The following is a 22,272-nucleotide window of genomic DNA, read 5'->3' on the forward strand; positions in this document are numbered from 1 at the left end:
TTCGTCGTTCAAATTTCTTGACTTACCGGCACTGGGGCAAGCCCCCTCGCCACAAAAGCTCCTCAGGGAATTTCTCTGATGACCACCTGCCCAATCCGCTAGTCTTGCTCAATCCTGGAAGGAGCTGCTCTCTATGTTCGAATCCGCCGAAATCGGTCATGCCATCGACAAAGAAACCTATGAAGCCGAAGTGCCAGCGTTGCGTGAAGCCTTGCTCGAAGCGCAGTTCGAACTTCGCCAGCAACAGCGCTTTCCGGTCATCATCCTGATCAACGGCATCGAAGGCGCCGGCAAGGGCGAGACGGTCAAATTGCTCAATGAATGGATGGACCCGCGCTCGATCGAGGTCCGCACCTTCGATCAACAGACCGACGAAGAACTGGCGCGACCGCCAGCCTGGCGCTACTGGCGGATGTTCCCGGCCAAGGGCCGCATGGGGATTTTCTTCGGCAACTGGTACAGCCAGATGCTGCAAGGACGGGTTCATGGTTTGTTCAAGGATCCGCGACTCGATCAAAGCATCAACGGAGCCGAGCGACTGGAGAAGATGTTGTGCGACGAAGGCGCGCTGATCTTCAAGTTCTGGTTTCACCTCTCCAAGAAACAGATGAAAGCACGGCTCAAGTCGCTGGCCGACGACCCGCTGCACAGCTGGCGCATCAGCCCGCTGGACTGGCAACAATCCGCGACCTACGACAAGTTCGTGAAGTACGGCGAACGGGTGCTGCGCCGCACCAGTCGCGACTATGCGCCGTGGCATGTGATCGCCGGCGTCGACGCGCGCTATCGGAGCCTGACGGTCGGCAAGATCTTGCTCGAGGGCCTGCAGAGCGCGCTGAAGAGACCGAGGATTCACCCGCACAAAGTCAGCGCGGCGCCCTTGTTCCCCAGCGTCGATCAACTGAATCTGCTCGACAGCCTGGACTTGACCCTGCAGCTGGACAAGGACGATTACGAAGAGCAACTGATTACCGAGCAGGCACGGTTTTCCGGGCTGATGCGCGACAAGCGCATGCGTCGCCACGCGTTGATCGCGGTGTTCGAAGGCAACGACGCGGCAGGCAAGGGCGGAGCAATTCGTCGGGTGGCCGCAGCGCTTGACCCCCGCCAGTACGACATCGTACCGATCGCCGCACCTACCGAGGAAGAACGGGCGCAGCCGTATCTCTGGCGATTTTGGCGGCATATTCCGGCGCGGGGCAAATTCACTGTGTTCGACCGTTCCTGGTATGGACGGGTGCTGGTGGAGCGCATCGAAGGCTTTTGCAGCAAGGCCGACTGGATGCGCGCCTATGGCGAGATCAACGACTTCGAAGAGCAGATCGCCGATGCCGGAGTGATCGTGGTCAAGTTCTGGCTGGCCATCGACAAGGAGACTCAGATGGAGCGTTTCAAGGAGCGTGAACAGATCTCCTTCAAGCGCTTCAAGATCACTGAGGACGACTGGCGCAATCGCGACAAATGGGACGATTATCGCGCCGCCGTCGGCGATATGGTCGATCGCACCAGCACCGAGATATCGCCGTGGACACTGGTGGAAGCCAACGACAAGCGCTGGGCGCGGGTCAAGGTCCTGCGCACTATTAACCAGGCGCTGGAAGATGCCTTCGAAAAGTCCGACAAACGCGAGAAGAAACTGCAAAAGCGCAAGCGCTGAACCGATGGCTACGCATACGCGGGGTGAATGATTGTCGCGGTCAGTCATAGGGTGGACTTATGCTCGGTCCAACTCCTGACTGACAACAACAATGAGGTGTATGCCATGCGTGAAGTGGTGATCGTCGACAGCGTACGGACCGGCCTGGCCAAATCCTTTCGCGGCAAGTTCAACATGACCCGTCCGGACGACATGGCGGCCCACTGTGTCAACGCGCTGCTCACGCGCAATGATGTCGACCCGGGCAGCGTCGAGGATTGCATCGTCGGCGCCGGCTCCAACGAAGGCGCCCAGGGTTTCAACATCGGCCGCAACGTCGCGGTGCTGTCGCACTTGGGCATCGGCACGGGGGGCATGACCCTTAACCGCTTCTGTTCGTCGGGCTTGCAGGCCATCGCCATTGCCGCCAATCAGATCGCTTCGGGCTGCAGCGACATCATTGTCGCAGGCGGTGTCGAGTCGATCAGCCTGACCATGAAAAGCGTCAACACCGACAACCTGATTAATCCGCTGCTGAAAGAGCAGGTGCCGGGTATTTATTTTCCCATGGGCCAGACTGCCGAGATCGTCGCGCGTCGTTACGATGTCAGTCGCCACGAGCAGGATGTGTACGCCCTGCAAAGCCAGCAACGCACCGCCCTGGCGCAGGCCGCCGGGTTGTTCAACGATGAAATCGTACCGATGGCGGTGAAGTATCGCGTTGAGGACAAGGCCACCGGCCAGGTGCAGATCCTCGACTGCATCGTCGATCACGACGACTGCAACCGCCCGGACACCACGCTGCAAAGCCTGGCCGGGTTGAAACCGGTGTTTGCCGAAGACGGCTCGGTGACCGCCGGCAACTCGTCGCAATTATCCGACGGCGCCTCGATGACCCTGGTGATGAGCCTGGAAAAAGCTTTGGCGCTGGGGCTCAAGCCCAAAGCCTTCTTCCGCGGTTTTGCCGTGGCCGGGTGCCAACCGGACGAAATGGGCATCGGCCCAGTGTTCTCGGTGCCGAAGTTGCTCAAGGCCAAGGGGTTGCAGGTTGCCGACATTGATCTGTGGGAGCTCAACGAAGCGTTCGCCTCGCAATGCCTGTACAGCCGCAATCGGCTGGAAATCGATAACGACAAATACAACGTCAATGGCGGTTCGATTGCCATCGGCCATCCGTTCGGCATGACCGGTTCGCGTCAGGTCGGGCACATCGTGCGTGAGTTGCAGCGGCGTAACCTGCGTTACGGCATCGTCACCATGTGCGTGGGGGGCGGGATGGGGGCTACGGGGTTGTTTGAGGCGGTGCGTTAAATCTTAAGTGTTTTGTTGCCTGATCAACCGCATTCGCGAGCAAGCCCGCTCCCACACTTGACCGAGTTCCAACGTTGGACACGGTTAAATGTGGGAGCGGGCTTGCTCGCGAATGCAGGCGCCGCGGTCTATCGGCTCATGCACAAAAACTGCATCCGCTCGACATACGCCTGAATCTCACGCATCGCTGTCTCCCGGTTTTCAAACGGACCCTCCAGCGTGTGTTCCCGCGTGGTGAAATACAGCTCTCCATTCACACGACACAAGCGGTCACAACGAAAGTGAGTGGCGGGGGCGTTGTCTTGGGCGCGCATGCCGTACATGGACGATCTCCTGCGGGTGACGGTTTCAATGAGCTTATGCATGAACCACTTGCCCCGCCTGGCCACCTGATCGACGGCATATCGTCAACTTTATGGTGCGACCTGCACAGTTTCATTCGCGGCCCGTTGGCAACTGTCCCTGTGTCGCGCCTCGGTCTGAGCCTAGAATGAGCGTTTTCGCCAATCGGCTTTGGGGTCAGCATGCATATTTCATCGGGTCGCTGGGTTTATGGTTTGTGCCTGGCCTTGCTGACCGCGCTGCTGTGGGGAATCCTGCCGATCAAGCTCAAACAAGTGCTGCTGGTGATGGACCCGGTGACGGTGACCTGGTTTCGCCTGCTGGTGTCGGGCGGTCTCCTGTTCATTTATCTGGCGGCGACCAAACGCCTGCCCAGTCGCAAAGTTCTCGGTCCGCGCGGTGGCTGGCTGGTGTTGATGGCGGTACTCGGACTGGTGGGCAACTACGTGCTGTACCTGATGGGCCTGAACCTGCTCAGCCCCGGCACCGCGCAACTGGTGGTGCAAATGGGCCCGATCATGTTGCTGATCGCCAGTCTGTTCGTGTTCAAGGAACGGTTTAGCGTGGGGCAGGGGATTGGCCTGTTGGTGCTGCTGATCGGCTTTGCACTGTTCTTCAATCAGCGTTTGAGTGAACTGCTCACCTCCCTGACCGATTACACCGCCGGTGTGCTGATGGTGCTGTTGGCGTCCACGGTCTGGACCTTCTATGCCTTGGGCCAGAAGCAGTTGCTCACGGTGTGGAATTCGTTGCAGGTGATGATGGTGATTTACCTGTTCTGTGCGCTGTTGCTGACGCCATGGGTGCATCCGCTGGAGGCGCTGCAATTGAGCCCGCTGCAAGGCTGGCTGCTGCTGGCGTGCTGTTTGAACACGTTGATCGCTTACGGCGCCTTCGCTGAAGCCCTGGCCCATTGGGAAGCCTCACGGGTCAGTGCGACGCTGGCGATCACACCGCTGGTGACCTTTGCCGCTGTGGCCGTGGCTGCGTGGTTATGGCCGGAGTATGTGCATGCCGAGCAGATCAATGGCTTGGGTTATGGCGGGGCGGTGTTGGTGGTGCTCGGGTCGGCGCTGGTGGCGTTGGGGCCATCGTTGATGGCCGGGCTTCGTGCCCGGCGGGTGCGGATGGCGGCCAGTTAGACCGCGTTATCGTTCATCGCGGGCAAGCCTCGCTCCCACAGGTTTTGTGTCGATCACAATATTCGGGATCGACGGATGACCTGTAAGTCAGCGGCCAGTTAGACCGCGTTATCGTTCATCGCGGGCAAGCCTCGCTCCCACAGGTTTTGTGTCGATCACAATATTCGGGATCGACGGATGACCTGTAAGTCAGCGGCCAGTTAGACCGCGTTATCGTTCATCGCGGGCAAGCCTCGCTCCCACAGGTTTTGTGTCGATCACAATATTCGGAATCGGCACATAACCTGTGGGAGCGTGGCTTGCCCGCGAAGACTGACTGTCAGGCATTGAATCACTTTCAGATTCACCCCTGTTTACCGGCCTCCAACATGTCCTCCGGCCTTACCCAGGTATCAAACTCTTCATCCGTCAGATACCCCAGCTGCAACGCCGCCTCGCGCAAGGTCAGCCCCTCGCTGTAAGCCTTCTTGGCAATTTCCGCCGACTTGTCGTAACCGATATGCGGATTCAGTGCCGTCACCAGCATCAAGCCTCGTTCCAAATGCTCGGCCATTTTCTCGGCATCCGGTTCCAGCCCGGCAATGCAATGCTGCTGGAAGTTGCTGCAGCCATCGCCCAGCAATCGGATCGATTGCAGCAGGTTGTGGATGATCACCGGTTTGAACACGTTCAATTGCAGGTGGCCCTGACTGGCGGCAAAACCGATGGCAACGTCGTTGCCCAATACCTGACAAGCCAGCATCGACAGCGCTTCGCACTGAGTCGGGTTGACCTTGCCTGGCATGATCGAACTGCCCGGCTCATTGGCCGGCAATTTTACTTCGGCAAACCCCGCTCGCGGCCCGGAGCCCAGCAGGCGCAGGTCGTTGGCGATTTTCATCAGAGTCACAGCAAGGGTTTTCAGTGCGCCGGAGAGGGTGACCAACGGTTCGTGACCGGCCAGGGCAGCGAATTTGTTATGGGCTGTGACGAACGGCAGGCCGGAGAGGGCGGCCAGTTCAGCAGCGATCGCTTCGCCAAAACCGTGGGGGAGTTCAATCCAGTGCCAACCGCAGTGCCGCCCTGAGCCAGCTCACAGACGGCCGGCAGCGCACTGCGAATCGCCCGCTCGGCGTAATCCAGTTGTGCGATGAACGCCGAGAGTTCCTGGCCGAAGGTAATCGGCGTGGCGTCCATCATATGGGTACGACCAGTCTTGACCAGTTTCATGTGCCGTGCGGACAACTCCGCCAACCCGCCAGACAACTCGCTGATCGCCGGCAGCAAATGCTGCTGCACCGCCTGAGCCGTCGCGATGTGCATGGCCGTGGGGAAGCAATCGTTGGAGCTCTGGGAGCGGTTGACGTGATCGTTGGGGTGCACCGGAGTCTTGCCGCCGCGCGGGTTGCCGGCCAGTTCGTTGGCGCGACCGGCGATCACTTCGTTGACGTTCATGTTGCTCTGGGTACCGCTGCCGGTCTGCCAGACCACCAGTGGGAACTGCTCGTCGTGATCACCGTCGAGTACTTCGTCGGCGGCTTGTTCGATCAGCCGGGCGATGTCGGCGGGCAGGTCGCCATTGCGATCGTTGACGCGCGCCGCGGCTTTCTTGATCAGGGCCAGGGCGTGCAGCACCGCCAGCGGCATGCGCTCGTTGCCGATGGCGAAGTTGATCAGCGAGCGTTGCGTCTGAGCGCCCCAGTAAGCGTCATCCGGGACTTCCACCTGGCCCAGGCTGTCGGTTTCAATACGGCTCATCATGCACACTCCTGTAGGTCTGATAGCGCAGTTTAGGCCGTGATCGCCGTCCGTGGTTCCATCAGTCTGGAATTTGACCGTTCAACCCCTCTAAATCAGGCACGACAAGGCTTGGGGTTGAGTGACACACTTTTTTAGGTGCAGAATGGACGCCCTTGAGGTTTTGCCTCGCCTGCTAGAAAAGGAAACTCGATGACTCGTCTTCGTGCCATCTGTACCGCGGTTGCACTGGTTTGCGCCAGCGGCCAGGTTTTTGCCGATACCGCCAGCCACAACGCCAGTGCCGAAGCTTTCCTGACCCTGGCGCACGCTGACAAATTGGGCACTCCGGTGTACATGCAAGTGCAGCAAATGTTCGCTCAGCGCTTTGAACAGACCAAAGCCCCTGAATCGAAAAAAGCCCTGCTGGAAACTTACCAGGCCAAGGCCAACGCCGCTCTGGACGCAGCCATTGGCTGGAACAAGCTGAAGCCGGACATGGTCAAGCTCTACACCACCAATTTCAGCGAATCCGAGCTCAAGGATCTGGTTGCGTTCTACCAGTCGCCACTGGGCAAGAAAGTCCTGGAAAAAATGCCGCAACTGACTCAGCAATCGGCCCAGATGACCCAAGCCAAGCTGGAAAGCGCGGTGCCTGTGGTCAACAAACTGCTGGCTGACATGACGGCCGAGCTGGAGCCTAAAGGCGCCGCTGCTCCTGCCAAGAAAAAGCCTTAAGCGGAGTTCGGGGATGACCATGCAACAACGCATCGAATCGACCCTCGGGCTGCTACAGCCCGAGCATCTGCAAGTGCTGGATGAAAGCCACATGCACAGCCGTGGGTTACAGACCCACTTCAAGGCGGTGGTGGTCAGCCAGCAGTTCGAAGGCCTCAATCGCGTCAAGCGTCACCAGAAGGTGTACGGCACTTTGGGCGAGCTGATGGGCGAGTTCCATGCGTTGGCGCTGCATACCTACACGCCGCAAGAATGGGCACAGATCGACGCGGCTCCGGCTTCGCCGACCTGTGCTGGCGGCAGCAAGCATTAATGTGAAGCGCTGAAGGGCTGTTGTGGCGAGGAGCTTGCTCCCGCTGGACTGCGAAGCAGTCCTAAAACCTGCAACAGCATTCTGTCTGAAAGAGTGCAGTCGCCAGCATTACGACTGCTTCGCAGCCGAGCGGGAGCAAGCTCCCTCGCCACAAAGGTTTGTGCCCAGCCTTACATCACAGTCCTAAAATCACATCGTTTTTGCTAGAATCCGCAACGCGCCGCTCACCCGGCGCGTTTTTTTTCGCATCCGGTTCACCCCTTACGAGGGTAGCCACCTGGAGAATTACCCATGACACAACAGATTGTCGTGGCGGCACTGTATAAGTTCGTCACCCTGGAAGATTACGTCGCCCTGCGCGAGCCGCTGCTGCAAGCAATGGTCGACAACGGCATCAAAGGCACCCTGCTGATCGCCGAAGAAGGCATCAACGGTACCGTGTCCGGCAGCCGCGAAGGCATTGACGGGCTGATGGCCTGGCTCAAGAACGATCCACGCATGGACGACATCGACCACAAAGAGTCGTACTGCGACGATCAGCCGTTCTATCGCACCAAAGTCAAACTCAAGAAAGAAATCGTCACCCTCGGCGTCGAAGGCGTGGACCCGAACAAAAAGGTCGGCACCTATGTGGATCCGCAGAACTGGAACGCGCTGATCAGCGATCCGGAAGTACTGCTGATCGACACCCGTAACGACTATGAAGTCTCGATCGGCACCTTCGAAGGCGCCATCGATCCGAAGACCACCAGTTTTCGCGAATTTCCCGACTACATCAAAGAACACTTCGACCCGGCCGTGCACAAAAAAGTCGCGATGTTCTGCACCGGCGGCATTCGTTGCGAGAAGGCTTCGAGCTACATGCTCAGCCAGGGTTTCGACGAGGTTTATCACCTCAAGGGCGGCATCCTGAAGTACCTCGAAGAGGTGCCGCAGGAGGAAACCAAATGGCAGGGCGACTGCTTCGTGTTCGATAACCGCGTGACCGTTCGTCACGACCTCAGCGAAGGCGACTACGATCAATGTCATGCCTGCCGTACACCGGTCAGCGTCGAAGACCGTGCATCCGAGCATTATGTGGCCGGCATCAGTTGCCCGCATTGCTGGGATAAGCTGAGCGAGAAAACCCGTCGCAGTGCCATCGACCGGCAGAAGCAGATCGAACTGGCCAAGGCGCGCAATATGCCGCACCCGATCGGTTACAACTACAAGCAAACTCCTTCCGAGGCTTGAACCATGTCTGCACGTCGCCTGCTCTATGTGATGGACCCGATGTGTTCCTGGTGCTGGGGTTTTGCGCCAGTGGCCAACGCGCTGGTCGAGCAGGCGCAGGCAGTGGGGGTGGACGTGCATTTGGTAGTCGGCGGTTTGCGCACCGGCAGCGGCTCAGCGCTGGAGCCGACCACCCGGCGCTATATCCTTGAACACTGGCAGGCGGTCCATGAGGCCACCGGCCAGCCATTCAAGTTTGAAGGTGCGCTGCCCGACGGGTTCGTCTACGACACCGAGCCTGCGTGTCGGGCGCTGGTGACGGCGCGCAGCCTGGCACCGGATTGCGCGTGGAAATTGCTCGGGTTGATCCAGCACGCGTTCTACGCCGAAGGGCGCGACGTCACCCACGCCAGCGTGTTGGTTGAGCTGGCAGAGCAGGCCGGTTTACCGCGCATCGAGTTCGCCGCCGCCTTCGATCGTGCCGATCAACACGCAGCCACCGCCGCCGATTTCACTTGGGTTCAGGACCTGGGCATTGCCGGTTTCCCGACCTTGCTGGCGGAGCGTGATGGTCAATTGGCGTTGCTGACCAATGGGTATCAACCTCTGAGTGTGTTGTCACCGTTGCTCGGCCGCTGGCTGGAGCGCGCTGCCTGTGCATGAGCTGCCCGACGACGTTTCAGCCGCTGTGCGTGTCGACCGTCTGAGCTGGGCGGAAATCCGTCGCTTGGCCCTTCACCATAAAAAATCCCTGTGGATCGCCAACGGCGTCGCGGTATTGGCAACGCTGTGCAGCGTGCCGATCCCCTTGCTGTTGCCGTTGCTGGTGGACGAAGTACTGCTGGGCCACGGTGATGCCGCGCTGAAAATCATGAACCACGCGCTGCCCGACGTCTGGCAGAAAGCCGCGGGTTACATTGGCCTGATGCTGCTGGTGACCCTGGCATTACGCTGTGCGGCGTTGTTGTTCAACGTTGTGCAGGCGAAATTGTTTGCGGCGCTGGCCAAAGACATTGTGTATCGGATTCGGGTGCGGCTGATCGAGCGACTCAAATGTATCTCGCTGGGGGAATACGAAAGCCTGGGCAGCGGCACGGTGACCACGCATCTGGTCACCGACCTCGACACGCTGGACAAATTCGTCGGCGAAACCCTCAGTCGTTTCCTCGTGGCCATGCTGACGCTGGTGGGCACCGCCTCCATCCTGATGTGGATGCACTGGAAACTTGCACTGCTGATCCTGCTGTTCAACCCGCTGGTGATCTATGCCACGGTGCAGTTGGGCAAACGGGTCAAACACCTGAAGAAACTCGAGAACGACAGCACCTCGCGCTTCACCCAGGCCTTGACCGAAACCCTGGATGCCATCCAGGAAGTGCGCGCCGGTAATCGGCAGGGCTTTTTCCTCGGACGGCTTGGCCAGCGAGCGCGTGAAGTGCGCGATTACGCAGTGAACTCGCAATGGAAAACCGATGCATCGAACCGTGCCAGCGGTTTGCTGTTCCAGTTCGGCATCGATATTTTCCGTGCCGCGGCCATGCTCACCGTGCTGTTTTCAGACCTGTCCATCGGCCAGATGTTGGCCGTGTTCAGCTACCTGTGGTTCATGATCGGTCCGGTGGAGCAACTGCTCAACCTGCAGTACGCCTTTTACGCTGCCGGCGGTGCACTTTCGCGAATCAACGAGTTGCTGGCCCGCGCCGATGAGCCGCAATACACCGGCAGTGTCGACCCGTTCCTGGGGCGCGACACGGTAGGCATCGAAGTTCAGGGGCTGAGTTTCGGCTACGGTGACGAGTTGGTGTTGAACCAAATGAACCTGTCGATTGCCCCCGGTGAAAAAGTCGCGATTGTCGGCGCCAGCGGCGGTGGTAAAAGCACCCTGGTGCAGTTGTTGCTGGGTTTGTACACGCCGCTGACCGGCACCATCCGTTTCGGTGGTTCGACTCAGCAAGAGATCGGTCTGGAAACCGTGCGTGAAAATGTCGCCGTGGTCTTGCAGCATCCGGCACTGTTCAACGACACGGTGCGGGCCAACCTGACCATGGGCCGCGAACGTAGTGACGAAGCCTGCTGGCAGGCATTGGAAATCGCTCAGCTGCACCACACGGTGCGTGAAATGCCCAACGGTCTGGACAGTATTGTCGGGCGCTCCGGTGTGCGTTTATCCGGCGGTCAGCGTCAGCGCCTGGCGATTGCGCGAATGGTGTTGGCCGAACCCAAAGTGGTGATCCTCGACGAGGCCACGTCCGCCCTGGACGCAGCCACCGAATACAACTTGCACCAGGCACTGGCGCGGTTCTTGAGCAACCGCACCACGCTGATCATTGCGCACCGCTTGTCGGCCGTGAAGCAGGCCGACCGGGTGTTGGTGTTCGATGGTGGGCAAGTTGCCGAGGATGGCGACCATCAGCAATTGATTGCCGATGGTGGTTTGTATGCCAGGCTTTATGGGCATTTGCAGCAGCACTAGATCAGTGCCATAGGACGTTCATCGCATCGACACCGCCGTCGAAACCGAATTCCTTGAGAACAACCGAACAGGACTCGCAGGGCGGCATGGTAGTGGCGACGTTAATCGACTCGATCGATCCGGGATCGGAGTATTTGTCGCGAATCACGCTGATTAACTTGCTTTCGCTGTCCAGTGACGTGGGCTTGCGAGTCAGTGTCGGGCTATAGCTTTCAATATCCTTTATTGTCACCGGCACAGCGACTAATTTGCCTTCATCAGACACAAGGAGTGATGTCTTGGGAAAATCTTCGTTCAAATCAACATTGAAGTAGGTCGTCTGGCCTACCTCGACCTTATCTGCACCGAAGTTATTTTTGAATAAAGGCAGATGCCCAGTTGCCCCCTGCGCTCCCGAAGCACTTACATAAACCTCCCGCTTCCCGGTGGCGGTGACTACTTCGGCGTAGGCGATATTTCTAGCGTTGAACGGGCGCTGGTGACGAGGAATAAGGTTGTGAAGCTTTTTCATCGTGCTGTCGATCCTCAATGCGCTGTCGGCATTGTTCAGTACGATGCTCGGCTCAAGGAACAATGTATCGAAAATTTCCCCTGTTCTTTGACGGAAGGCTTCTGGTGCAACCTTGCTGCGCGACCAGCTTGTCGCACCTTTCGGCAGCTGGGTGACAATCATTCGGGTAGAGTGATCGAACAGCACTGCTTCGCCTGGACGGGTATCGACCTTGAGCAGCTTGAGTGTATTGGGCGGGTTCACGTGGCCGCCAATCGGAATGGCAATTTCGTCCATTGTTTTCAATGCACGGTCCACCGCTTCCGTACCGTGAATCCTTGCCACATTGTTGGCATTCAACGATCCGGTGTAGACAGTCAGCAATTCTGCCTTGAGATCTTCCGGCAATGTGGAAGCTTTCTTGAAATTCAGTGTGTCTCTTATGCTCTGACCTTGTGCCAGTTCGGCGACGTAAAAAGCTCCAGCATCCAGCTGTGTGAACACATAGCGCTTCGAGTCGTCTATCGCCGGGATGATGGTGGCACCGGCCTGAAAGGTATCGAATTGGTTCTGGTTCCGGTAGGGAATACTCACCTTGATCCGCCCATAAATCCCTTTTGGAACTCTACCGTAGCCGAGAGCCGGCTTTTTTTCTTCAGGGTTTTAAGCAGCATCGCCCGATCCGCAGTGGCCGGCGTATAGATACTGTCTCCGAACCACGGCGCCCAGCCTTTGTTTTCGTCGAAACTGCCGATCGCCGGTGTCGGTGCCGGATTACGGGTAACGAATTTGGTCGTGCATACATCGGCACCCGGGCTACGTGGTACCCGGCAAGGCAAGGATCTGAACATCGCCTGATCATCAATCAAGTCGGCGCGGCGCAGTTGATTGCCCTCCAGCCGATAGGGGGTGTCATCAACCAATAGCGTGGTTCGGCCATCGACTTCAAGTATTTCACGGACGTGGGCATGTTCCGGAAGTTCTGCCAGCACATGGGATTCGGTAGAGGGCAGGGTGTTGAAGGTTGACCGGCCCTGCACGAAGTTGTCGGGGTGGTTGCGCAGGCGAGGGCCAAAGGGCAAGGACGTCACCGGGTCGACGGGATGGAATCGGGTCGGATCCGACGGACTGGTATTGCGCACAAATACGTCATCGACACCGTTGACCGTTGCCAGTCGATCGCTGTTTGTTAGTGGTTTCCAACGCCCCGGATCGGTTGTCTGAGGCAAATTGTGGATCAGTCGGTAGCTGTCGGCGTGCCCGCTCAATCTTTTGATGCTGCGATAACCCGTTAGGCTTGCTATGTACAAGCCCTTCCAGGCACCACTTCCAAGTATTCTCAGCAATGTCGGAACACCATCCAGCGGATTCAGGTTTTTCAGTGAAGTTGTCAGGAGTTTGCGGGTCAACGTTGCAAACGCAGGCAGGCTGGCTTTGACAGTCAGGCGTGAGGCTGGGGTTGCGAGCCTGATCAAACGCACCGAACCGGACATGAATTTCCCGACAGGAACGACAAAGGAAGCCAGGTCAGCCATGAGACCCAGCAGGCCCAGGAACATGCGGTCGGTGTTCCCTGACAACAGATCGTCAAGGCTGCCCCAGAAAGGTACAAAACCTTTGAGGGTATCCAGCGTTGTTTTCTGATCGGCCCTTATGGTGTCGAATACTGTCGTGCCGCGGGCCTGGCTATACAGCTGCTGTTCATCAACGAACAGAAAATTCGTTGCAATGTAGCGAGCCAGTGCGGTCTGTCGCGCGGACGCTAATGCTGGAACCCCTGAATGGAGAGAAACTGCGCCCGGCGTGACAGCGGCGAGTGCGATACCCACCACGTCAAGGATCGCCTGACAGCGCACACTGTTTACCGGATTTGTGCCGTTCGTGTGGGCTGACCAGTCGAAGGGTAGCGAATGGTTGCGGAGTACCTCGACGTCGAATTTTTCTCCGAAGAACCAACCCTCGAATTCCGCAGTCGCGTCTTGGCCACCCACCATCAAGGACGTCAGGTCGGTTCGGCAACGAATGACGCCGGCACATGGAATCAGTTCATAAAAAGTGATTTTTTGGTCATGGGCTACCTGTAAAACGAACCCTTTTCTTGCCCGCAGGGGCATGAGCAGCGCTGCGGTTTCGTGTTCTTTTATTATGTCCTTTGTTTCCTGGCGCAGGCTGAGCAAACGCACGTTGCCCCATTCCAGTGCCTGGCGGTCAGCCAACGGCAGTGAGGCCAGCAGACTGGCGATCAGGGTCTGATAGGCCGGCCTGATTGTTAAGAGATAGTTCTTGAAGTCAGTTTCAAATTGCGTGCTGACATCGGGCAATGTTTTGCCCGCGTAATGCACCTGTCGATAATTTCCGTAATGATCCTCGCGCTCTGAATGGATGGTTCGTTTGTCGTCGATCCTGATCCAGTGACTGGTTGGCGTCTTGCCATCGGACTGAGTGACAAACCATTTTTGTCCACTATCGAGTCTGCCGTCGGCGTAGAGATCAAGAAGCGTAAATCCTGGCCGTTTTATCAAGGGTGTGCTTTTGGCCCCTGTGTAGGCCGATGGCACATCAAGCAACAACCTGCGTCCGTCCGATTCGAACGAATTACCGCCGAACAGCTCATCTTTCGCCCGTTTAGCCATCTTCAGTCTTTCAGGGGGCGGCAGATCCAGTGCCGTCACGGCGTTGCTCAGGCTCTCAATATGATCCTGCAGAGCCGTCAGCGCCTGCTGTATATCTTCCTCGGCATAGTCGGATGCCGTTTGCGCTTGAACGATACCGTTGCAGACCGCCCATTCCAGTGCCGGAATCAACCTCAGCCGTGCAATCGTTTCAAGTTGATCGGGCGATGCGCTGATGCTCCGGTTAAGAGGCAGGTCGACGAATTGTTGAAAGGACAACGGTTGCGATCGGTTCAGGCCGAGCTCGTCTGCCAATAACACACCGTGCATGAAGTTCACCCACACCACTGAGCTTTTGTAAGGAAGGTCGGGCGGGATATCGCGAACGGCGAAGTCCTTTGAGAGTCGAGTCTCGAACACGCGCGCCAGCAAGATTGCCTCTTTGGCGTTGGCAACCCGTTTTGTGCGCAGCAAGTGCTGTTCAAAATCGCTGCGCAGGGTCTGGTAGCTTTTGCCCCAATGAACCGGGTCTTGCCAGCGGAATCCGGCGAGCTCTTGCGGTTCGTCGGCCGACGGGCTGTGCAAGTAAAGGCATATGGCTTTGCAAACCAGTTGATGACGTACCGACGCCGGAGTCTGTTCGCCGGGGTGTGCGCCGTACCACTTGAGCGTCTTGAGCAGTCGGTCAGCCAGATACTGTGCTTCGACCGAACTCAGCATCCGCTGGAGGAACACGCTGGGCGTTGCACGCAGTTGATCTGCGGACGCAGAAGCAAATACATCGGCGCCAAGATGACCGATCAACGAGGACTTGCCTGTCAGAAAGCCCGCGACGGCGTCGATGATTTGAACATTGATGCGTTTTGCCTTGAAGGTGCCGACGGTCATGTTTTGCACGAGGGCGGGGGTTGTGTGCTGCAAAACCTTAAACAGCCTTCGATCCTGGGCCGTGGGGGGCGGGTTGAGGTCTTCGACGTCCGGGCCATCATCGAGTCCGAGCACCTGTAGGGCGCGAAAATCTTCGGCGACCGTTGTCAAGGCCAGCTGGTTGGGTGCAGGTAAGGATGTTGTTGTCATGTCTCATTCCTTTGAAAGGGTTCCCGAAATGGATCGGGGAGCCGGAGGGCTCAGTAAAGCGGTCTCGAAACCGGTTATGGCGGTATCTATGTATGGCTTGCGCTTGTACTCCAAAGAGGCCGATCCGCCGCTTGCCGGAACCGGGAACGCCTCCTAGTCTTGAGGGGATGGTCTGATAGAGATGGAAGATCAGGCAGTGATCATGCAAGGGACCTCATGAAGCAGAAACGGACTCTCGGAACGCCTCGGTTGTTGGGTATCGTCTGGCCATTTATCGCTGTCGTGTTATTTCAGGCATTGTTGGGGGGCGTCAGCCTTTACGTTCTTTCGGCGGTTCGTAGCTACGTCGGTGGTGAAAGCCTGTGGTCCAAGGGCCAGAAAGACGCCATCTATTACCTCAATCTCTACGCCGACAGTCGCGACGAAACGATTTTTCTCAAATACCAGAACGCGATTGCGGTACCTCAGGGTGGCCATGAATTGCGTCTGGCGCTGGATCATCAGCCACCGAATATCGAGGCGGCGCGCATTGCGATCCTCAAGGGCGGCAATCACCCGGACGACGTCGCCAGCGTGATTTGGCTGTACCTCAATTTCCGGCACTTCAGCTACCTTGAAAAAGCCATCGACCTCTGGACGGTCGGTGACGCATACCTTGTGCGACTCGATGACGTCGCGCGCGAGATGCACCAGCGCATTGCCGATAGCCAGGCCACCGATGCCGACGTCAAACGCTGGAAGGACCAGATTTTTGCCATCAACGATGGCGTGACGCCTGCTGCCAAAGCGTTCAGCGATGCCTTGGGCGAAGGCTCGCGGATGATTCTTCGACTGCTGTTGGTGACGAACCTCGCCACCGCGCTGGGTTTGATTGTGTTGGCGCTGCTGCGTACTCATAAACTGCTCAAGCAGCGCCATGCCTTCGCCGATGCGTTGCAGCTGGAGAAAGACCGGGCGCAGGTCACTCTGCAATCGATTGGCGACGGGGTGATCACCACGAACGTCGAGGGCGCGATTGCCTATATGAATCCGGCCGCCGAGGCCTTGACTCACTGGAAGGCCGAACAGGCGGCGGGGTTGCCATTGGCTGCGTTGTTCAATCTGCTGGACGAGAACGCTCAGGCTGATGGTTTTACCTTGATCGAGCACATTTTGAGCGGTCAGCTCAGCGGTGGCAGCGAGCATTCCAAACTGATCCAGCGTCTGGACGGCAGCACGGTTTCGGTCACGCTGGTCGGCGCGCCGATCCGCAATATGGGCAAGGTCAGTGGCACCGTGTTGGTGCTGCACGACATGACTCAGGAGCGGCAATACATCGCCAATCTGTCCTGGCAGGCGACCCATGACGCCCTGACCGGGCTGGCCAACCGCCGCGAATTCGAATATCGCCTCGAACAGGCCCTGCATAACCTGACGCGCCAGGTGGGGCGTCATGCCTTGATGTTTCTCGATCTGGATCAATTCAAACTGGTCAACGACACCAGCGGTCATGCAGCGGGCGACGAGCTGTTGCGGCATATCTGTGCGTTGTTGCAATCAGGCTTGCGCGAAGGCGACACCCTGGCCCGATTGGGTGGCGATGAGTTCGGCATTCTGTTGGAAAACTGCGCACCGGAAGCGGCCGAGAAAATCGCCGAAGGCCTGCGCCAGACCGTACAGAACCTGCACTTTGTCTGGAAAGGCCGGCCATTCGTGACCACCGTGAGCATCGGTCTGGTGCATGTGGCCCAGAGTCCGGTCACCCTCGAAGCTTCGCTGCGTGCTGCTGACATGGCCTGTTATATGGCCAAGGAAAAGGGCCGCAACCGGGTTCAGGTCTATCATGCCGACGACTCGGAGCTGTCCCTGCGCTTTGGCGAGATGGCCTGGGTGCAGCGCCTGCATGTGGCGTTGGAAGAAGACCGCTTCTGCCTGTACGCCCAGGAAATCGCGCCCCTTGGTGCTGACGAGCAGGGCCGCGGGCATATCGAAATCCTGCTGCGCCTGCATGACGAGGCGGGGCGCATGATTCTGCCGGACAGTTTCATTCCGGCCGCCGAGCGTTACGGTTTGATGACGTCGATTGATCGTTGGGTGGTGGAGAACGTTTTCAAAGTCATTGCCCAGTGCATCGCCCAAGAGCGCGAAGGGCCGTTGGCCATGTGTGCGATAAATCTGTCAGGTATCACTATCGGAGATGAGGCGTTTCTGGACTTCCTTCGTGAACAGTTTGTTGCATATTCAGTTCCACCTGAAATGATTTGTTTTGAAATTACAGAAACCAGCGCGATTGCAAATCTGCGTAGTGCAATTAGATTTATCAATGAACTCAAAGGCTTAGGTTGTCATTTTTCGCTAGATGACTTTTGCGCCGGTATGTCCTCATTCGCGTATTTGAAACATTTACCTGTAGACTTCCTGAAGATCGACGGGAGTTTCGTAAAGGATATGCTGGACGACCCGATTAACCGCGCCATGGTCGAAGTGATCAATCACATCGGTCATGTCATGGGTAAGCGCACGATTGCCGAGTTCGTTGAAACACCTCAGATCGAGCAGGCATTGCTGGAGATCGGGGTGGATTACGCTCAAGGGTATGTGATTGAACGCCCGCATCTGTTTACCTGGGATAGTTTGCAAAGTCGTCCTGCCCGGCCCCGACCTTTGTTGTTCAAGGCGCCCGGCACATTCCGTTGAAACTCTTGCTGATCTAAAAATCACAATCAAAAGGAGCGCGACAGTGATCGACACATTCAACAGAACCGGACCTCTCATGGAAGCTGCAAGTTATCCCGCCTGGGCTCAGCAACTGATCCAGGATTGCAGCGAGAGCAAGCGCCGGGTTGTCGGACACGAACTGTATCAACGCATGCGAGATAACAAACTCAGTGCAAAAACCATGCGTCAGTACCTTATTGGTGGCTGGCCGGTGGTCGAACAGTTCGCTTTATACATGGCTCAGAACCTGACAAAGACCCGTTTTGCGCGCCACCCTGGCGAAGACATGGCGCGTCGCTGGCTGATGCGCAATATTCGCGTCGAATTGAACCATGCCGATTACTGGCTGCACTGGAGCCGTGCTCACGGTGTCAGCCTGGAAGATCTGCAAGCCCAACAGGTGGCCCCTGAGCTTCACGCCTTGAGCCATTGGTGCTGGCACACCAGTTCGTCGGATTCGCTGATCGTGGCCATCGCCGCCACCAACTACGCCATCGAAGGGGCGACGGGGGAGTGGTCGGCACTGGTCTGTTCCACTGGCGTCTACGCGGCGGCGTTCCCCGAGGAAGATCGCAAGCGGGCCATGAAGTGGTTGAAGATGCACGCCCAGTATGACGATGCCCATCCATGGGAAGCGCTGGAAATCATCTGCACCCTGGCGGGGATGAACCCGAGCAAGGCGCTGCAAGTGGAATTGCGCCAGGCTGTCTGCAAAGTTACGACTACATGTATCTGTTCCTGGAACGATGCATGCAGTTGGAATTGGCAGTGAAAACCCCGGTAGTCCGTGAGCGGATGGAGTTGGCCGAAAGCTGATCCTCTGAAAGCAACACAAACCAAATGTGGGAGCGGGCTTGCTCGCGAAGACGGCTTAACATTCAACAGAGATGCTGAATGTAGACCGCTTTCGCGAGCAAGCCCGCTCCCACATTGGTTATGCAGCGTTGCTGAAATATCAGCCCGCCATCGCAAGGCGGTTACGCCCCTCACGCTTGGCCACATACAGCGCACTGTCGGCCCGTCGCAGCAAACTCTCGGCAGACTCGCCGGGTAGCAGCGTCGAGCAACCGATGCTGACCGTCAGCTCGATCATCTTGCCCTCGGCCACATAGTCTTGAGCCTGCACTGCAAACCTCAGTCTTTCACCGACCATGGCTGCAGCTTCCCGACTGGTATTGGACAGCAGGATCATGAATTCTTCGCCACCAAACCGGAATACCATGTCGACGTTGCGTAGCTGGTTTTTGATCGAAGCTGCGACGGCCTTCAGCACTTCATCGCCGGCACTGTGCCCGTAGGTGTCGTTGATGTGTTTGAAGTGATCGATGTCCAGCATCAGCAGCGACAGAGGTTGGGAGTGTCGCCGCGACATCTCGATTTCCCGTTGCAGCGTCTGATCCATAGCGATGCGGTTGCCGGTATCAGTCAGCGGATCACGCAATGCACTTTGGGTCGCCGCTCGGTAGAGCAGGGCGTTTCGCATGGGGAAGAGCAGGGCCGACAACAGTGACTCCAGGCTACCCTGCTCCTGTTCGCTGAAACGCTGATTGCGGCGGAACACTAGCTCACCCAGTTGCTCGCCTTCATGACTGAGGCTGTAGCTGATTGAATGATGACCCCGCGAGCCGAATTGCAGGCGCAAGTCGCTGGGCTGATGTTCATAACTCAAGGCATCCAGCGGCACAAGGCGCTGAATTTCACGGAAGAAGAGTCCGAGAATGCGTTGCGGCTCAAGACTGGTTTGCAGTTGCAGGCCCAGCTCCTGGCGCAACTGCGCAAGACTGACGGGCCGCTCCAGAAGGGGAGGCTGCTGACCAAAGCCCAGGCGTTGCAATTTGGCACTGTCGAAGTCAATTGCGTTGGTCTGGGAAGGTGATTTCATATGGCGTGAGCCCCTAAGCAGTAAGGCTGTCTTACAGGCTGGGTGAGAGCGGCTTTGGGCTGCGCGTCATACTGGTCCATCAGTCCCGTAGGACATTTGGCACGAGTTTAGTCCGCTTTGCCGAAGATTAGTAACCTCTCGGCTCAAGCTCCGCCCCGTCTGCTTTCACACGGCGTGTCTGAACAAGCTTAGAGCGAAAGTCGTGCCATTCGGTTCAGTCGAAGAAAAAAGCTTTAAAAATCAAAATACTGAAAGGTCATGCAAGCGAAGTTGCGAAGGACGATGACATTTATTTGACTTGAGGAGGGGGCAGTTGCCACCGGGTTTGAGTGCCGCGGCGGGAAGCCGTCGCGGCAGAAAAGCGACGCACGGCGTTACTGAGCGTTGAACGCTTGGCCATTGATGCCGGTACTGTCCGGTCCCATGAGGTAAAGGTAGACCGGCATGATCTCCTCGGGTGTCGGGTTGTTCAGCGGGTTTTCACCGGGGTAGGCCTGAGCGCGCATGCTGGTACGGGTAGCGCCGGGGTTGATGCTGTTGGAACGCACCGGTGCGACCGTATCCACTTCGTCGGCCAGGGTTTGCATCAAGCCTTCGGTAGCAAACTTGGAAACGCCGTATGCGCCCCAGTACGCACGACCTTTGCGACCGACGCTGCTGGAGGTGAACACCACCGAGGCGTCCTGAGACAGCTTGAGCAGTGGCAGCAGGGTGCTGGTGAGCATGAACATGGCGTTGACGTTCACGTGCATGACGCGCATGAAGTTCTCGCCAGACAACTGCTCGATCGGTGTGCGCGGCCCGATGATCGAGGCGTTGTGCAACAAGCCGTCGAGGTGGCCGAACTCGGTCTCGATCATGGCTGCCAGCTCATCGTATTGATGAGGCAGTGCGGTTTCCAGATTGAACGGAATCACGGCCGGTTGTGGGTGCCCGGCCGCTTCGATCTCGTCGTAGACCTGAGTCAGATTGGCTTCGGTCTTGCCCAGCAACAACACGGTGGCGCCATGGGCGGCGTAGGTTTTTGCAGCCGCAGCGCCGATACCACGGCCAGCGCCGGTGACCAGGATGACCCGGTCCTTGAGCAATTCAGGGCGGGCGGAATAATCAAACATAAAAAACCTCAACATAATCCGTTAACAGGGCCGAAAAAGATCGCAGCCTTCGGCAGCTCCTACGCCGATCGCGGTCTCCTGTAGGAGCTGCCGCAGGCTGCGATCTTTTGATTTGAATCAGCAACTGCACAAAGCGTTATCCAACACCTCGATCAGCGCCAGCGGATGATCGATCACCACGTCTGCGCCCCAATGCTTCGGGTTATCGTCCGGATGAATATAACCGTAGGTCACCGCGCAGGTTCTGGTGCCGGCATCGCGGCCGGACTCGATGTCTCGCAGGTCATCGCCCACAAACAGCACGCTGGCCGGGTCCAGGTCGAGCATCTTGCACGCCAGGATCAACGGCTCCGGGTCCGGTTTACTGTTCTTCACATGATCGGGGCAAATCAGCACTTTCGAGCGTTCGGCCAGGCCCAGTTGCTGCATGATCGGCTCGGCGAAACGTACCGGTTTGTTGGTGACCACGCCCCAGATCAGGTTGGCCTTTTCGATTTTTTCCAGCACCTCGGCCATGCCGTCGAACAGATGGCTGTGGACCGCGCAACCCTTGAGGTAGCGGTCGAGGAATTCCTGACGCAGTTCCTCGAACCCTGGCGATTCCGGGTCCATGGAAAAGTTCGCGGCGACCATCGCTTTGGCGCCGCCGGAAATTTCATCGCGAATGTGTTGAGTGTTGATTGGCGGCAAACCACGGTCAGCGCGCATCGCCTGGCAGATGGCGATGAAATCCGGCGCGGTGTCGAGCAGGGTGCCATCCATGTCGAAAAGGACTGCTCTGATACGCATCGGCTTACTCCTCGCGCAGGGTCTGGATCATGTAGTTGACGTCGACATCGGCCGCCAGTTTGTAGTGCTTGGTCAGCGGATTGTAGGTCAGGCCGATGATGTCCTTGACGGTCAGGCCGGCCATGCGGCTCCAGGCACCAAGCTCCGAAGGGCGGATGAATTTCTTGAAGTCGTGGGTGCCGCGCGGCAGCAGCTTCATGATGTATTCGGCACCGACGATGGCGAACAGATAGGCCTTCGGGTTGCGGTTGATGGTGGAGAAGAACACCTGGCCGCCCGGTTTGACCATGCGGAAGCAGGCGCGGATGACCGACGATGGATCCGGCACGTGTTCAAGCATCTCCAGGCAGGTCACCACGTCGAACTGCTCGGGCATTTCTTCGGCCAGGGCTTCGGCGGTGATCTGCCGGTATTCGACGCTCACGCCCGATTCCAGCTGATGCAGTTGAGCGACAGCCAGCGGCGCTTCACCCATGTCGATACCCATCACGGTCGCGCCGCGCTGGGCCATGGCTTCGCTGAGGATGCCGCCGCCGCAACCGACGTCGAGAACTTTCTTGCCGGCAAGATTGACACGCTCGTCGATCCAGTTGACCCGCAGCGGGTTGATGTCGTGCAGCGGTTTGAACTCGCTTTCGCGGTCCCACCAGCGATGGGCCAGGGCTTCGAATTTGGCGATTTCGGCGTAGTCGACGTTGCTCATGGTGTCAGTCCTCTAAAACTTGAA

General features: G+C 57.8%; 16 protein-coding genes and 2 pseudogenes. 10 read left to right on the top strand and 8 right to left on the bottom strand.

Annotation, left to right across the window (positions count from 1 at the left end; all coding sequences use genetic code 11):
- Positions 1 to 133: 133 nt before the first annotated feature.
- Together pap and AB4O41_RS24880 are read left to right on the top strand one after the other, a co-directional pair.
- Entirely contained in the window at positions 134 to 1,657 is a 1,524-nt protein-coding gene (pap, locus tag AB4O41_RS24875) for a polyphosphate:AMP phosphotransferase (protein WP_460145060.1), read from the top strand.
- A 105-nt stretch (positions 1,658 to 1,762) separates the two neighbouring features.
- Entirely contained in the window at positions 1,763 to 2,947 is a 1,185-nt protein-coding gene (locus AB4O41_RS24880) for a thiolase family protein (RefSeq protein ID WP_460145061.1), read from the top strand.
- A 128-nt stretch (positions 2,948 to 3,075) separates the two neighbouring features.
- On the opposite strand, the gene AB4O41_RS24885 is transcribed toward AB4O41_RS24880, so the two are convergent.
- Positions 3,076 to 3,270 carry a DUF6316 family protein gene (locus AB4O41_RS24885; RefSeq protein WP_367372508.1) on the bottom strand — a complete coding sequence of 65 codons (195 nt, stop codon included), beginning with the start codon at positions 3,268 to 3,270 and terminating at the stop codon, positions 3,076 to 3,078.
- Positions 3,271 to 3,471: 201 nt separating this feature from the next.
- Between AB4O41_RS24885 and AB4O41_RS24890 the strand changes: the two genes are divergently transcribed.
- Positions 3,472 to 4,431: a DMT family transporter gene (locus AB4O41_RS24890; protein ID WP_460145063.1), complete on the top strand. Its 960-nt coding sequence runs from the start codon at positions 3,472 to 3,474 to the stop codon at positions 4,429 to 4,431.
- A gap of 343 nt (positions 4,432 to 4,774) precedes the next feature.
- Here the strand turns inward: AB4O41_RS24890 and AB4O41_RS24895 are convergent.
- Positions 4,775 to 6,168: pseudogene (locus tag AB4O41_RS24895) on the bottom strand (class II fumarate hydratase).
- Positions 6,169 to 6,360: 192 nt separating this feature from the next.
- Between AB4O41_RS24895 and AB4O41_RS24900 the strand changes: the two are divergent.
- The 5 genes from AB4O41_RS24900 to AB4O41_RS24920 all read left to right on the top strand — a co-directional run bounded on the left by AB4O41_RS24900 (position 6,361) and on the right by AB4O41_RS24920 (position 10,883).
- Complete coding sequence (locus AB4O41_RS24900) at positions 6,361 to 6,885, top strand: DUF2059 domain-containing protein (protein WP_008005911.1); 525 nt, start codon at positions 6,361 to 6,363, stop codon at positions 6,883 to 6,885.
- Between the two features lie 13 nt (positions 6,886 to 6,898).
- Positions 6,899 to 7,198 (top strand): BolA family protein, encoded by a 300-nt coding sequence (locus AB4O41_RS24905; protein WP_008005913.1) that lies wholly within the window; start codon positions 6,899 to 6,901, stop codon positions 7,196 to 7,198.
- Between the two features lie 291 nt (positions 7,199 to 7,489).
- On the top strand, positions 7,490 to 8,431 hold the full coding sequence (trhO, locus tag AB4O41_RS24910; protein ID WP_460145066.1) for an oxygen-dependent tRNA uridine(34) hydroxylase TrhO: 942 nt from the start codon (positions 7,490 to 7,492) through the stop codon (positions 8,429 to 8,431).
- Positions 8,432 to 8,470: 39 nt separating this feature from the next.
- Positions 8,471 to 9,073: a DsbA family protein gene (locus AB4O41_RS24915; RefSeq protein ID WP_460148416.1), complete on the top strand. Its 603-nt coding sequence runs from the start codon at positions 8,471 to 8,473 to the stop codon at positions 9,071 to 9,073.
- Complete coding sequence (locus AB4O41_RS24920; RefSeq protein ID WP_460145067.1) at positions 9,066 to 10,883, top strand: ABC transporter ATP-binding protein; 1,818 nt, start codon at positions 9,066 to 9,068, stop codon at positions 10,881 to 10,883. The genes AB4O41_RS24915 and AB4O41_RS24920 overlap by 8 nt, the downstream gene beginning before the upstream one ends.
- A 1-nt stretch (position 10,884) precedes the next feature.
- Here the strand turns inward: AB4O41_RS24920 and AB4O41_RS24925 are convergent, their stop codons facing one another.
- Complete coding sequence (locus AB4O41_RS24925) at positions 10,885 to 11,967, bottom strand: deaminase domain-containing protein (protein WP_460145068.1); 1,083 nt, start codon at positions 11,965 to 11,967, stop codon at positions 10,885 to 10,887.
- Positions 11,964 to 15,062: a hypothetical protein gene (locus AB4O41_RS24930; protein WP_460145069.1), complete on the bottom strand. Its 3,099-nt coding sequence runs from the start codon at positions 15,060 to 15,062 to the stop codon at positions 11,964 to 11,966. Before AB4O41_RS24930 ends, AB4O41_RS24925 begins: the two co-directional genes overlap by 4 nt.
- Positions 15,063 to 15,278: 216 nt before the next feature.
- On the opposite strand from AB4O41_RS24930, the gene AB4O41_RS24935 reads away from it, so the two are divergent.
- Positions 15,279 to 17,738 carry an EAL domain-containing protein gene (locus AB4O41_RS24935; protein ID WP_460145070.1) on the top strand — a complete coding sequence of 820 codons (2,460 nt, stop codon included), beginning with the start codon at positions 15,279 to 15,281 and terminating at the stop codon, positions 17,736 to 17,738.
- A 76-nt stretch (positions 17,739 to 17,814) separates the two neighbouring features.
- Positions 17,815 to 18,575, top strand: a pseudogene (locus AB4O41_RS24940) (TenA family transcriptional regulator).
- Positions 18,576 to 18,714: 139 nt separating this feature from the next.
- Here the strand turns inward: AB4O41_RS24940 and AB4O41_RS24945 are convergent.
- The 4 genes from AB4O41_RS24945 to ubiG all read right to left on the bottom strand — a co-directional run bounded on the left by AB4O41_RS24945 (position 18,715) and on the right by ubiG (position 22,248).
- Positions 18,715 to 19,641 (bottom strand): GGDEF domain-containing protein, encoded by a 927-nt coding sequence (locus AB4O41_RS24945; RefSeq protein ID WP_460145071.1) that lies wholly within the window; start codon positions 19,639 to 19,641, stop codon positions 18,715 to 18,717.
- 374 nt (positions 19,642 to 20,015) lie between these two features.
- Positions 20,016 to 20,756 (bottom strand): YciK family oxidoreductase, encoded by a 741-nt coding sequence (locus AB4O41_RS24950; RefSeq protein ID WP_007899713.1) that lies wholly within the window; start codon positions 20,754 to 20,756, stop codon positions 20,016 to 20,018.
- 117 nt (positions 20,757 to 20,873) lie between these two features.
- Positions 20,874 to 21,545 carry an N-acetylmuramic acid 6-phosphate phosphatase MupP gene (gene mupP, locus AB4O41_RS24955; RefSeq protein WP_460145072.1) on the bottom strand — a complete coding sequence of 224 codons (672 nt, stop codon included), beginning with the start codon at positions 21,543 to 21,545 and terminating at the stop codon, positions 20,874 to 20,876.
- Positions 21,546 to 21,549: 4 nt separating this feature from the next.
- Complete coding sequence (gene ubiG, locus AB4O41_RS24960; protein ID WP_046042598.1) at positions 21,550 to 22,248, bottom strand: bifunctional 2-polyprenyl-6-hydroxyphenol methylase/3-demethylubiquinol 3-O-methyltransferase UbiG; 699 nt, start codon at positions 22,246 to 22,248, stop codon at positions 21,550 to 21,552.
- Positions 22,249 to 22,272: the final 24 nt, after the last annotated feature.

This window comes from Pseudomonas sp. S2_A02 (assembly GCF_054668495.1).

What these genes read in the sequence shown, in the direction of transcription:
- AB4O41_RS24935 (WP_460145070.1), top strand. Translation starts at nt 15,279, where the DNA reads ATGAAGCAGAAACGGACTCTCGGAACGCCTCGGTTGTTGGGTATCGTC.
- AB4O41_RS24880 (WP_460145061.1), top strand. Translation starts at nt 1,763, where the DNA reads ATGCGTGAAGTGGTGATCGTCGACAGCGTACGGACCGGCCTGGCCAAA.
- AB4O41_RS24900 (WP_008005911.1), top strand. Translation starts at nt 6,361, where the DNA reads ATGACTCGTCTTCGTGCCATCTGTACCGCGGTTGCACTGGTTTGCGCC.
- trhO (WP_460145066.1), top strand. Translation starts at nt 7,490, where the DNA reads ATGACACAACAGATTGTCGTGGCGGCACTGTATAAGTTCGTCACCCTG.
- pap (WP_460145060.1), top strand. Translation starts at nt 134, where the DNA reads ATGTTCGAATCCGCCGAAATCGGTCATGCCATCGACAAAGAAACCTAT.
- AB4O41_RS24890 (WP_460145063.1), top strand. Translation starts at nt 3,472, where the DNA reads ATGCATATTTCATCGGGTCGCTGGGTTTATGGTTTGTGCCTGGCCTTG.
- AB4O41_RS24930 (WP_460145069.1), bottom strand. Translation starts at nt 15,062, where the DNA reads ATGACAACAACATCCTTACCTGCACCCAACCAGCTGGCCTTGACAACG.
- AB4O41_RS24950 (WP_007899713.1), bottom strand. Translation starts at nt 20,756, where the DNA reads ATGTTTGATTATTCCGCCCGCCCTGAATTGCTCAAGGACCGGGTCATC.
- AB4O41_RS24915 (WP_460148416.1), top strand. Translation starts at nt 8,471, where the DNA reads ATGTGTTCCTGGTGCTGGGGTTTTGCGCCAGTGGCCAACGCGCTGGTC.
- AB4O41_RS24945 (WP_460145071.1), bottom strand. Translation starts at nt 19,641, where the DNA reads ATGAAATCACCTTCCCAGACCAACGCAATTGACTTCGACAGTGCCAAA.
- AB4O41_RS24885 (WP_367372508.1), bottom strand. Translation starts at nt 3,270, where the DNA reads ATGTACGGCATGCGCGCCCAAGACAACGCCCCCGCCACTCACTTTCGT.
- ubiG (WP_046042598.1), bottom strand. Translation starts at nt 22,248, where the DNA reads ATGAGCAACGTCGACTACGCCGAAATCGCCAAATTCGAAGCCCTGGCC.
- mupP (WP_460145072.1), bottom strand. Translation starts at nt 21,545, where the DNA reads ATGCGTATCAGAGCAGTCCTTTTCGACATGGATGGCACCCTGCTCGAC.
- AB4O41_RS24905 (WP_008005913.1), top strand. Translation starts at nt 6,899, where the DNA reads ATGACCATGCAACAACGCATCGAATCGACCCTCGGGCTGCTACAGCCC.